Annotated in this window: 11 protein-coding genes and 1 pseudogene; 2 read left to right on the forward strand and 10 right to left on the reverse strand. The window is 33.9% G+C overall.

The features are described 5' to 3' along the window. Positions 1–56: 56 nt before the first annotated feature. Positions 57–1,328 carry a cation:dicarboxylate symporter family transporter gene (locus tag AB1279_RS15520; RefSeq protein ID WP_429759742.1) on the reverse strand — a complete coding sequence of 424 codons (1,272 nt, stop codon included), beginning with the start codon at positions 1,326–1,328 and terminating at the stop codon, positions 57–59. A gap of 374 nt (positions 1,329–1,702) precedes the next feature. On the opposite strand from AB1279_RS15520, the pseudogene pyrH reads away from it, so the two are divergent. After that, positions 1,703–1,843 (forward strand): annotated as a pseudogene (gene pyrH / locus AB1279_RS15525) (UMP kinase); the annotation flags it as partial. Positions 1,844–1,859: 16 nt separating this feature from the next. Here pyrH and AB1279_RS15530 read toward each other — a convergent pair. Both AB1279_RS15530 and AB1279_RS15535 read right to left on the reverse strand, forming a co-directional pair. Next, positions 1,860–2,528 (reverse strand): hypothetical protein, encoded by a 669-nt coding sequence (locus tag AB1279_RS15530; RefSeq protein WP_429759743.1) that lies wholly within the window; start codon positions 2,526–2,528, stop codon positions 1,860–1,862. Between the two features lie 188 nt (positions 2,529–2,716). Continuing rightward, positions 2,717–3,928, reverse strand: a complete 1,212-nt coding sequence (locus AB1279_RS15535) for a phospholipase D-like domain-containing protein (protein WP_429759744.1) — start codon at positions 3,926–3,928, stop codon at positions 2,717–2,719. A 123-nt stretch (positions 3,929–4,051) separates the two neighbouring features. Between AB1279_RS15535 and AB1279_RS15540 the strand changes: the two genes are divergently transcribed. Then, the gene (locus tag AB1279_RS15540; protein ID WP_429759745.1) at positions 4,052–4,996 is read left to right on the forward strand and encodes an esterase/lipase family protein; all 945 of its coding nucleotides are present in this window, start codon (positions 4,052–4,054) and stop codon (positions 4,994–4,996) included. A gap of 56 nt (positions 4,997–5,052) precedes the next feature. On the opposite strand, the gene AB1279_RS15545 is transcribed toward AB1279_RS15540, so the two are convergent. From AB1279_RS15545 to AB1279_RS15575, 7 genes are all read right to left on the reverse strand, one after another. After that, positions 5,053–6,198 carry an ABC transporter permease gene (locus AB1279_RS15545; protein ID WP_429759746.1) on the reverse strand — a complete coding sequence of 382 codons (1,146 nt, stop codon included), beginning with the start codon at positions 6,196–6,198 and terminating at the stop codon, positions 5,053–5,055. A 1-nt stretch (position 6,199) separates the two neighbouring features. Beyond that, positions 6,200–7,309, reverse strand: a complete 1,110-nt coding sequence (locus AB1279_RS15550) for an ABC transporter permease (protein WP_429759748.1) — start codon at positions 7,307–7,309, stop codon at positions 6,200–6,202. A gap of 32 nt (positions 7,310–7,341) precedes the next feature. Continuing rightward, positions 7,342–8,280 (reverse strand): ATP-binding cassette domain-containing protein, encoded by a 939-nt coding sequence (locus AB1279_RS15555; protein WP_429761436.1) that lies wholly within the window; start codon positions 8,278–8,280, stop codon positions 7,342–7,344. A gap of 132 nt (positions 8,281–8,412) precedes the next feature. Further along, on the reverse strand, positions 8,413–9,516 hold the full coding sequence (locus tag AB1279_RS15560; protein WP_429759749.1) for a sensor histidine kinase: 1,104 nt from the start codon (positions 9,514–9,516) through the stop codon (positions 8,413–8,415). Positions 9,517–9,520: 4 nt separating this feature from the next. Then, positions 9,521–10,159 carry a response regulator gene (locus tag AB1279_RS15565; RefSeq protein WP_429759751.1) on the reverse strand — a complete coding sequence of 213 codons (639 nt, stop codon included), beginning with the start codon at positions 10,157–10,159 and terminating at the stop codon, positions 9,521–9,523. A 338-nt stretch (positions 10,160–10,497) separates the two neighbouring features. Then, positions 10,498–11,385: a virginiamycin B lyase family protein gene (locus AB1279_RS15570; protein ID WP_429759752.1), complete on the reverse strand. Its 888-nt coding sequence runs from the start codon at positions 11,383–11,385 to the stop codon at positions 10,498–10,500. A gap of 264 nt (positions 11,386–11,649) precedes the next feature. Beyond that, a complete protein-coding gene (locus AB1279_RS15575) occupies positions 11,650–12,897 on the reverse strand; it encodes a DUF445 domain-containing protein (RefSeq protein WP_429759753.1) in 1,248 nt (415 codons plus the stop codon). Between the last annotated feature and the right edge of the window lie 115 nt (positions 12,898–13,012).

The following is a 13,012-nucleotide window of genomic DNA, read 5'->3' on the forward strand; positions in this document are numbered from 1 at the left end:
GTTCAACGAATAATCAGCAAGAGATAAAAATCCCTCACTGATTAAAATTTTGCTTTTTACGCTGCTTCTGTTGTGTTTACAGTTTCTAGATAATTCTTTGCTTTCTCTTGATCGAATTCACCTTCCCATTTCGACATGACAATCGCTGCTAATGCATTCCCTAATACATTGACAGTCGTGCGAATCATATCTAAAATGCGGTCAATACCAGCAATTAAAGCAATTCCTTCTACTGGAAGTCCCATAGAACCTAATGTTGCCAATACAACAACAAAGGAAGCACCAGGAACACCAGCCATTCCTTTAGATGTTAACATGAGAACAAATAACAATGTAATTTGCTCCGTCAATGACATGTGTACATTATACATTTGTGCTACAAATAGTGCTGCCAACGCTTGATAAATAGCTGATCCAGTTAAGTTAAATGTATAACCAGTTGGTATAACGAAAGAAGCAATCGCCTTCGGACAGCCGAACTCTTCCATTTTTCGCATAAGATTTGGTAAAACTGCTTCTGAACTTGCTGTTGTAAAGGAAAGAATCAATTCTTCTTTTAAAATTTTCATTAAGGTGAAGATATTTACTCCCACCATTTTTGCATTTATTCCTAAAACAATAATAACAAATAAGATAACTGTTGCATAAACGGCAAGCACTAATTTCCCTAGCGGAAGCAGCGTACCTACTCCAAATTTCGCAACCGTTACAGCAATAAGTGCAAATACGCCAACCGGAGCAAGTTTCATAACTTGGTTTGTCACCCAAAACATCGCTTCTAATACACCTTCAAAGAAGTTAAAAACTGGTTTGCCTTTTTCCCCAATTGCAGCAACCCCTAAGCCGAATAAAACTGAGAAGAAAATAATCGGCAATAAATCCCCTTTCGCAAGCGAATCAAACACGTTTGTTGGTACAATATGAGTAATTGTATCTGCAAAGCCTTTTTTCTCCGTTGCCTCAGCCGATGCTTGGTATGATGAAATATCACTATGCTGCAAATGGCTCATATCAACGCCCGTTCCTGGATGGAACACGTTTGCTGCGATTAAGCCCATTAAAATTGCAATCGTTGTAACAATTTCAAAATAAAGTATTGTCTTTCCACCTAATTTGCCGAGCTTTTTCATATCGCCTACACCAGCTACTGCTACAACAAGTGCAGAAATAACAATTGGAACAACAATCATCTTAATTAAATGAATAAAAATATCTCCAAGCGGTTGAATATAAGAGATAGCAGTTTTATTACCAGAAAAGATTGCCCCTACTACAACCCCTAAAATAAGTGCCACCAAAATTTGTGTAGCTAATCCGAATTTTTTCATGTATTTCATCCCTTCCATGCGAACGCTTTCAATTTGAATGTATAAAAGCTTACTCACATGATATAGGCGAACCTACAAAATCAGACAAAAACCTACAAATCCGTCACAAAACTTTCGAAAATTTTTCTTAAAATGTTCATTGATGTCGTTTTCAGTATACTATTAAAAAATTGGATTGATAAAATGTCAGATTATTTTGTGTAATCTAAAAAGTACATTTGTTAAAAACTGATACAAAAAGGAGGAGATGTTATGAATAGACATACAATGACTTTCAATATAAACCTTTCTTTTCCGCTTCATTTTCTCTTAAAGGAGTAAAGGCATTCGCCTTCGCTCCTTTTTTATCGTTATTTTTAAAGGGAGGAAAAATGATGAAGCCATATAAGCGAGTACTGCTAAAACTAAGTGGAGGTGCTCTTGCCGATCAAGATGGAAACAGTTTTTGTTCTAAACATTTAGAGCATATCGCAACTGAAATTTTATCTATTGTCGATTTTGAAATTGAAGTTTCATTTTATAACACTACAATCACAAATTGTTAAATACAACTACCGGTTCTTCTATATTATTATTGATCACAATTGCATCCGCACATTCCTTTGGTGCGTGCTCTTCTATGTACATGTGACAAGCCGCATGGTATCGCTTTAAAAACATTTCCTCAGCCTTCTTTTCACTTCCAAAAGCTTGCGCCTCTCGCTTGGAACCACGTTCTCTAGCAATCTGAAAATCTGTTTCTACAAATATTTTATAATCAAACAACTGCTTCAGCTCTTGCTTAAATAAAAATGTTCCATCTATTATAAATATCGTATCTTTTGAAGCCAATGTTGGTTCTGAATGAATATACATATCCGTCTCTAAATCATGTGATTGTATTTCATAGCGCATCGTACCATTTGGCCCTAATGGCATTAATAATCGTTCAGACATTGCTTTATAATCATGAGCATCTTCATAATATCCTTTCGCTGATTCCTTACCTTGCGAATATCTAATTGCCCTCGGATGATGGAAATGATCTATACTTGTTCGAATTACTTTTCTTCCTTGATTTTGAATTTCTTTTGCCAATTCATTTGCAAATGTTGTTTTCCCTGAAGCAGTAACACCACTAACACCTACTCTTACAGGATGGTTGAGTTCAAGCATACATAAGTGCTCTGCAATCTCACGAATAGCAGTTTGACGTTTCACTTTAATTCCTCCTCATAGAATCTAATCACATATTTCTCCGTATTAAAGGAAAATAATCCCTTCTTTCCACTTCAGTTTATCACCCAAAATATATGTTGTAAAAATATGTTTTCGTTTCTCGAGGAGTTATTATGAATAAGAAAAAATGCCGCATTACGCCGCACTTTTTCTCATTCATATTTCTGCTCCTATAAATAATAATTAAACAGCCCTGCTACCTTTTCTTTACACCGATCCCAAAAAGATAACTTATTAAAGAATGATATCGTCATTTCTTTTGAATCTTGAACATCTTGTGCTAATGCCTTATTTACTTGTTGAAGAATAGGACCACCCTTTATATAGAAATTCATCTCGTCATTAATATGAAAGCTACGCGACGTAAAATTTGTTGTTCCTATAACTGTTGTTTCATTATCAAACACCATAGCTTTACCATGAAACATTCCTTTTTTATATCCGTATACAGAAATGCCATTCTCGATAGCTTTACGAATATAAGGATATGCAGCCTCTTTTATAAGAGGAATATCTGGCTTGAAAGACCAAAGTACTTTAACAGAAACACCACGCTGTCTCGCTTGAATTAAAGCATTCATAAGCTTTTCATCTTTTGGTATAAAATACGGTGTGGCAATAACGATAGATTGCTTTGCCTGCTTTATTAATTCGATGTACTTTTCTATCACATCATGACCATTATAACAAGACAGTGTATGTAACGTTTTACCTGGAACAGTCTGCTGAGATGTGCTTATTATTCCTTCAGAAGTATCTCGTTTCCAATCTGATACAAACTGTTCTTCTAAATCTTTCACTCCTTCTCCTTGTATTCGTATATGATAATCTCGCCAATATCCAAAACGCTTGTCTTTTCCTAAGTACTCATCACCTATATTGAAACCACCGCTATATCCTATTTTCCCATCAATTGTTGTAATCCGGCGGTGATTCCGATGATGTAATGAATAAAAAAAGAATGGAAATTCAGGTTTTCTACTATATGTAAAATGAACACCACTTGCTTGTAATTCATTTTTCATTTTTCTTTCGAAAGATAAATCATTAATCCAATCGACTGATAGGTATACTTGTACACCTTCTTCTGCTTTTTCTTTTAACAAATTAAAAAAAGAATGACTGCTTGTATCATTTGAAATAATGTAAAAATAAGTGAAAATGGAATGTTTCGCCTCTTTTATATCCGAAAATAGCTGCTCATATAAGGATTTCCCCTCATCATATAATTGGAAATCACTATAGTGAAGTTCATATTCTTTAGATTGATTTTTTTTTGCTTCGATTTTTCTTCCTAGTGTTACATCAAAATGCATCCAAATAAGAAGAAAAACCAATATAGCAATAATAATAGAAATAATTCGAAGTATTTTTTTCACCATTTCGTTTTCCTTCCGCACAAAATAATTGTCTCTATGTAGTATTTCAATAGAAATTATTTTTAATGCTCGTTTACATGCAGTTTTATATTTTTTTACTATTATTTATACATACGAGGAGGAAATATGAAAAATCTTAAAATACAAACACCTATAGTCTTTGTGCCAGGACTTTTTGGTTCTATGAGTAATATCATTATTCCTGGTACAGGCGATTGGAATTTTGGAATCTCCGCATTTGTATATGAACCTTTCATTATGATGCTAGAAAGTATGGGGTATCAAAGAAATAAAAATCTATTTATTGCTTTTTATGATTGGCGACAGAAAATTAAAGAATCTGCTCAAAATTATTTAACAAAAACCATTACTTTAGCTAAACAAATAACAGGATCTAATAAAGTGAACTTAATTTGTCATAGTATGGGGGGCCTTGTTGCACGTGCTTATGTTCAAAGTAATATGTATCATAATGATGTTGATCAATTAATCATATTATGTACACCAAACGCCGGATCCCCCTCAAATTATAGTTACTGGACCGGCGGAATACTTCCTGTACATGTTTCGTCCAAAATAAATATCGTTCATTTATATATGGATCAGTACATTAACTACTTATGTCATCTCTATAAAATGAATAGAGTCGAAGCAATTCATACCCACTTTAAAGGGTTACAAGATATCATCCCTTGTAAATATTATGGAAATTATTTATTTATGAAAAACGGATCTTCTATCAAATTCATACCTTACAAAAAAATGAAAACACAAAACCACTTTCTCGATGAATTAAATCAACACAGAGATATAATAAATAGAAGAAATATTCATATCACACTAATCTCAGGGGATGGAGAAGAAACAATTAAAGATTTACAGGTAATCCCCTCTCATTCCAAGGTGAAATGGATAGATGGCAAAGTAGTAGGAGACATAACTACAAAACGCGGGGATGGAAATGCTACTACGAATAGCGTTTTTCTTTTAGAGGGAGACAAATACATTGTGCAAGGAACTCACAATGAAGTTTTATATAAAAGTATGCCCATATTACAAAAGATACTTTAGCTAGCCTATGTACAAAAGGGATACAGCATCAAACTGTATCCCTTTTGTATCTTGAATTAAATAAAATTTCTCGTATCATTATTTCGACCAAATTTATAAATAGCAATTAAGAAGAAGGAAATGGCAAAGGCGAATAAGATTAAAATGTTTAAATATAAATCTGCGAACTGCGTTCCTTGCTGTAATTTTGCCATTGTATCTAAAAGCCAACGCTGCGGAAGAAATTCAGCAATTTTTTGTACAGATGCTGGCATAATTTCAAATGGAAAGAAGCATCCAGCAAGCAAACATGTTGGTGTAATAATGATATTTTGCATTGCATTCGCTGAAGTTGAATTTTTCGCAAAAGATACAATCGCTAACGATAAGCCAATTGCGATTATGCCAAATAGCATCAATACTCCAATCATAACAAGCAAAGGCATATTTGGATCAATATGAAATACATTGGTCATAAACAGTACCATTACAATGATTTGCACCATCATGATAACCATATTAACAGCAACATTAGATAATATATACTTCCTTCCATCTATTGGTGCTGACAATAATCTAAAATACGTTCTATTCTCTTTTTCTTTCAAAATTAGTTCTGAAAAGTTCACCGCCGAAAACAGCATAAACATCATGAGATAACCAACTGTTTGATTCGTCATATCTTTATTTTTCGAAGTATCCTTAAGCGTATGAGCTGTTAGCTTGAATGAATTTTTTTGATAACTTGCATACATCTTGTCAAACTTACTTTGATCATCTTGTGCTACCTTACTTATTGCCGTTATATTATCAATATAATTATACAAATATGATTTTATAAAACCTGTGATTTGCGCACCTTTAATTGAGGAGATTTCAATATGACCCGGCTTTCCATCTCGAATACTTTGTGAAAAACCTGAATCTAACATAATTACTGCATCAAGTTTTTTCGAGGTAAGCTTCTCTTCTACTTCTGATGCTTGAATCTTACTTACTTTTACATGGTCTAATCCTTCTATAAATTTAACCGTATCACTTGCTATATAATGAGTTTCATTATTTACAACCCCGATACGCAGGGTACCTTGCCCTACATTTCCATAAATCAGAAATGAAATTAATGCTCCTACTATTGGCAATCCAATAATAATAAGTAACCCTTTTTTATTTTTCAAAAGTACAGATAATGTTTTTTGCATGAGCCATAAAATGTCTTTCATATTATAGCCCCTCCCGTCTGCGTAATGCGATAATCGCAATCAATAAAAACAATGCTGAAATTCCAAGATTTAATGAAATTACCGGAAATGCTGCTCCTAAATCATTCGCATAAATAATTTTCATAATCGCTGTATTTGCCCATGTTAATGGCGACATATTTGTAACCATATTTTCTTCGACTACAAAATATGCTCCGCCAAAAAAAGAAGCTAACTGTACAACAATCATAATAACCGCTCTAGCTGCCTCACCTGTTTTCATAATATATGCCATTCCTAACCCAAAGCTAATCGCAAGTAATACTTCTGTCAGTAATATAAGAAACACTACACCAAGATGTTCACCCCAATTTGCCCCATAAACAAATTTACTAAAGACAACGACAAGAAGAAGACAAAGTGCATTTACTACAAGACTACCAAGTATTTTCCCAACGAAGATTTCCGCTTTACTAACAGGCGCGGCGATTAAACGATCTCCCGTTTTTCGTAATCGCTCTCCGCGAATCAAATAGCTTGCTCCCATCGCTCCATACAAGGCAATCATTGTCGTCATTGCAATCGCATAATAGTCCATAGAACTTGGTTTTTTAGCAGCTTGTAAAGATGTCTCTTTTAAATAATCATCATGATTTCCACTTGAAATAACTGTACTCACTTTCTCTGGATCTACTTTCGCAACTTCTACTGCTACGTTGTACTTATCCACAAATGTAGTAAGCATTCCCTCAACGATACTTCCTTCAATACTATTTCGATCACTTTCATATAACTTCACACCATCTTGATTCATTTCTACATAGCCGGCATACTTATTTTGTTTCACTTCTTCTTTCCCATCTACATCCTTTACTACTTTTTTAAAGTGAATGCCCGATTTATCTGTTTCCTTTATCAATGCTTCAAAGGCCTGAGAGAACTTACCACCTGCTTCATCTTTGTATAACACCTGGATATTTTTAACAGAAAGATTGTCACTATTAAATGCATTCGTTAAAGCGATGCCCAAAATGAGCATAAGCACAACTGGGAATGCTAGCATAAACACTAACGTTCTTACATCTCGAAAGTCACTTTTGATTTCCTTTATGGCTATATTGAAGATGTTCAATCGATGAACCTCCCTTTTTTTGCTAGTAAATTTTATTTATCTCGTAGATTTCTTCCTGTCAATGTCAAGAATACTGTTTCTAAGTTGGGTGCTTGCTCTTCAAGTGAACGTATTTCTATATCATTATTGATAAAATGCTGAACGATTTTGTTTAAATTGTTGACCCCTGTATCAGAATTCACTTTAATTACGTTTTCTTCTATTTGAACAGCCTTAACACCACTAATTTCTTTTAATTTGTTCACATCTATATTTTCAAGTGATTTTACTTCAATCCAAATATCTTTTGTATCTGTAATAATAGCTTTCAATTGTTCTTTTGTACCTTCTGCAATAATTTTCCCGTGATCAACAATTGCGATTTTCGTACAAATCTCTTCTACTTCTTCCATGTAGTGACTCGTATAAATAATTGTGCTACCCATTTCATTTAATTTCCGTACAGACTGAAGAATATAGTTTCTTGACTGCGGATCAATCCCTACTGTTGGCTCATCCATAATAATTAACTTCGGACGATGCGCAATCGCACAAGCAATGTTAAGTCTTCGCTTCATTCCACCAGAGAAATTTTTCGGATAGCTTTTATGTTTATCACTGAGCCCTACAAACTGGAGCGCTTCTTCTACTCTCGCTTTCAATTCAGCTCCTCGTAATCCATATAATCCTGCAAAGAATTTTACATTTTCATATGCGGTTAACTCCTCGTAAATTGCTATATCTTGCGGTATAATTCCAATATTCATTTTTGCAAATCGATTATGTTTCTTTATATTTTTTCCTAGTATGCTAATCTCACCTTCATTACTTCTTAACAATCCAGCAATCATATTAATTGTTGTGCTTTTACCAGCACCATTTGAACCTAAAAATCCAAATATTTCTCCTTGTTTAATAACTAAAGACATATTATCTACTGCGATGAAATCACCAAATTTTTTCGTTAAGTTTTTTATCTCTAATGCGTTCATCATTTCACCCCTATTTCGGTTTCTCTGCTGTTATTATAAACAAAAAGAATGAACCTGCTCAGTGCAGAAGTTCATTCTTTTCACATGAGAATATTCACTTTTTCCCGTGAAATCATTCATCTTATCTATTCCTTACTGTATCGGTAATAACATTGTGACTGAAAAACCATTTGTACCATCTACAATAATCGTTCCGTTAATAGATGCAGTACGTTCTTCCATGCCGATAATGCCAAGTCCTTTTTTTACTTGAGCTACACCTTTTCCATTATCTTTCACTTGCACCTTCACAACCGTATTGAGAACATGTATATCGATTGAAATAACAGTTGCCTCCGCATATTTCATAGCGTTCGTTAACGCTTCCGTTACATTTTCTCCAATGATTTTCCATTGAATTGGAGTAATAATATCCAAATTCCCTTTGTATAAAAATGAAATTTTCATATCATGTTTCGCCGCAAATTCATCTATGAATAATTTCATACGATGAATGCCAATTTGTTCAGTTGGTGGTTTCATGTTCTTTAACGTAATTCTAATGCTTTCAATTCCATCTTTGGAAATATAAATGGCATTTTGAAGCAACTCTACTGCTCTCTCCTTGTCGGTATCCATCAACCTTTTTGCCGCTTCCATTTGAATTAAAGCACCTGTCATAGAATGACCAATTTTATCATGAATTTCTTGGGATAATCGATTTCGTTCTTCTAGTTTAAATGTGTATTCAGATTGTCTGATGTATGCTTTATTTTCATTCAGATTTTTTGTGAGCCTTTGCATATCTTTTCGCATCATGTCATTTTGTGTTTCAAATTTTAATAGCCTTTCCGTATATAGCTTTGCCATTGTGAAAATAACAAAACTAAATACAGCGATTAAACCGTATGTCATACGCATATTTTCCTCAACAAACACAACCGGAAGGAACATAATAAAAAACATCAGCCATTTTTCATATATGTAATAAGAAGTAAATTCATATAAGTTCAGAGGTAAAAATAAAAGTAATAACGGATGAATCTGTCCATATGAAACAACTGTACTGACAATTGATACAAATATAATCACTTTCTTCGCTGCTTCTTTTTTCAAAATATAAATCGTAACATTTATACAAAGATACAAAAGTAAAGCAAATACAATCCATGGTAGATTCGTAACGTTGGAATGAACATAACTAAACACAATATATAAGAAAACTATAAGCTTACCAATAATGATCCAAAACTCCATAGTTCTAATCCACTGTTCCCGTTAAATAGTAAATTGCGATTTGCGTACGATGCTCAAGCCCCGTTTTACTAAGGATAGAGGTAATATAGTTCGCAATCGTCCCTTCTGATATAAAAAGCTGTTTTGAAATCTCTTTATTCGAAAAACCTTTAGCGATAAGAGCAATAATACTAAGTTCTCTTTCTGTGAAAAGGCTCTTATCTATTTTCAACTCTTCTTCTTTATTTTCTTGTAAATTTAATTTAATTTTATCGAGGACTACATCTTGCATCACAGTATGTCCGTGATAAACACTTTTTATCGCATCTCTGATTCGCTCTGGATCATTATTTTTTAATAAATATCCTTTTGCTCCATTTTTCACTGCCTCTAAAATGTATTCGTCATCATCAAATGTCGTTAATATGAGCGGCTTTGTTTTTGTTTGTTCACAAATTAATTTCGTTGCTTCCACGCCATTCATATTTGGCATACGTACATCTAAAAGAGCAATATCAACATCATATTTTTTGCAATACTCTAGAGCTTCTTGACCATCATTTACCGTTACTAACACTTCAAATTCCGCGTATGTACTTAAAATAATCTTCATGCCTTCTCTAATAAAGGAATTATCATCAGCTATTATCACTTTTATTTTCATAGTTGTTAGTAGGTGTCACCTTACTAACATTCACATCCTTTCAATATACATACAATTTTACCATTTTATATGTTTCTTTATAGGCGATACCTTTCATTTTATATCCTACTCTTCAGTTATAAAAAAAATTTCTTTCTTATTCTATTTAAATTTTCCCTTTGCGATACCCTTACTATGAAAATATTAACAGATTACCATTTGAATTAAATATATTCCTCAGCTAACACTCTAAAGTTATAAAAGAGTCTGTTTTGAAAACGTATTTTCAAAACAGACTTTAGATATATTTAACAAACCCCACTGTTTCATTATAATTTCTTATTTAGAATGATAATGTGCTATAAACAAATTAACTGGCCAATCTGATTACATTCTTGTGCAAACCATATTGCTCCGTCTGGCCCTAGTACAATCCCATGCGGTTCAGAGTTTTCCGTAGGAATTTGATATTCTGTAATTTCTCCATTTACGGTAATTCGTCCAATCTGATTGCTTCCCCACTCAGTAAACCAAAGTACTCCATCCCTCCCTGCAACAATAGCATGTGGCCTAGCATTTACAGTTGGGATAGGATACTCGCTAATTTTTCCCGATGTAGTAATTCTCCCTATTTTATTCCCGTTTATTTCTACAAACCATAGCGCTCCATCAGGTCCATTTGTAATGCCTACTGGAGCAGAATTTATTGTAGGTATAGAGTACTCATTAATTTGACCAGATGTAGTAATTCTCCCTATTTTATTGCCTTGATTCTCCGTGAACCAAAGTGCCCCATCTGGTCCCGATACGATAAATGACGGATAAGATTCCGAATTAGGTAATGTATACTCGGTAATCTCACCTAACAATGAAATTCTTCCTATCTTATTACCTGTTAGTTCAGTAAACCAAATTGCTCCATCAGGTCCTTCTGTTATTCCATAAGGGGCTGATTTTGTAGTAGGTAGCTTATATTCAGTAACCTCACCTTGCGTTGTAATCTTTCCAATCTTATCGGTCTTGTATTCTGTAAACCACAGATCCCCATTCGTCCCAGATACGATACATGAAAGCCCAGCATCTGATGTAGGAACGAAGAATTCCTGTATTTCACCGGTTACAGTCATTCTTCTTATTCTATTTCCCTTATGTTCTGTAAACCAAAGGGCTCTATCATCCCCTACTGTAATTCCATATGGAGCTGATTCAGTCATAGGAAGACGATGTTCAATAAAACTTACTTGCATTGTACGAAAACCTCCTTTTTGTTGATGCATGTACTTATCATATGAAAACAAATATTGTAAATATTTCCGTGAATATAATTCATATACCTTCATTACTTAGAAGAAAAAACTATAAAAAAATTGCACTCAATCAAACATTGAAGACAAAACGCCATAAAAAAACCTTTCACTGCTACAATTTCAAGCTGTGAAAGGTTTTAATTCCTATTTTTCACATGTAGGAATATGATATATATTTTTCCTTATCACTATTCCAATTGTTTTTTATATAACCGCTTTTAAGCTTTCCAAAACTAACCCAATCATAAATCCGCAAACAGCGCCATTTACACGAATCCACTGCAAATCTTTTCCTACGTTATTTTCAATCATCTCAATAAGTGTTTCATCATCTAATTTATCTAAATTTTCCTGTACGAGTTTTCCGATTTTAGAATGATTGCTTTCAACGACGTTTACAATTTGTTTTTGTAGCCAATCTTCCATATGCTCAACTGTTGCTGCATCTTCTTTTATTTTATTCATTTGTGTTGTCAGAAACGGCAGAAGATATTTGTACGCAAATTCATCTTTTTGAATAAACTCTACAGATTTTTGCTTTACTTGCTCAAGAAAATCTGTTATTTTCTCAGCTGCCTCCCAATTCGCAATCCAATTTTCTTTCCAATTCTCTAGTTCTTTTAATACCGCTTCATTCTCCTTCATATGTAGGATTTCGTGGCGAATTTTCATCAATAGAGCTTGTCTCGTGCTATTATCAACGTTTTGCAAACTACTAACATTATTAATAATAAACTTTTGCAGAATGCTACCAACCTTTTCTTCATCGGCAATACTCATAAAGGATTTAAGCGCAAACTGTAAGAAACCATCTACTTTTATATTTTCTAGCGCCTTCATACCTAAACTACCAAGTTGATATCGCGCTGCATCTTGCGCTGTCCATTCTTTCGCTTTGACCAACAGATAATCTAACGCCTTTTCATCAAATTGGTGCGTAACGATTTGATCGACAAGTGCTTGAAGAATATTACCTACGTTAATTGTATGTAAATACCTTTTTAATTCTTTTTCCAAAACAATAGCTAGCTGTTTTGTATTCACTTGCAGAATCGCCTTTTCAGCAACTGTAACAATCCCTTTCTTCAATGTATCGGAATGCAGCTCCCTTTCCGCAATATGTAATACCGTTGCAGCCAACTTCATTTCTTTTATTTTATCGGTAATACTTTCTTTCGTAAGCCAATCATTTTCCAGCGTGGAAACAAGTCCTTTCGTAACCCGTTTCCGATTTTTGGGTAATAGAGCTGTATGCGGGATTGGTATCCCCATGGGATGGCGAAACAGTGCTGTAACTGCAAACCAATCCGCGAGTCCCCCTACTAAACCAGCTTCAAATCCACCTTGTATAATATTCCCTGCTATCGTTCCTTGAAACGGGATTGTAACAGCAAAACCAACTCCCATTATTCCAAGTGAAATTCCTGCTAAATATTTTGACTGTAATGACATTGTATTTCCACATCCTCTTATTATGTAAAGTAAACTTTTCAATTTGTAAATTCATTGAATCATTTAGACCTTTGTGTATAGATTCCAAATTTCCTTCAACAAAAGCATATATATA

It is taken from the genome of Bacillus sp. S14(2024) (assembly GCF_050473785.1).
Lineage (GTDB): Bacteria > Bacillota > Bacilli > Bacillales > Bacillaceae_G > Bacillus_A > Bacillus_A yunxiaonensis.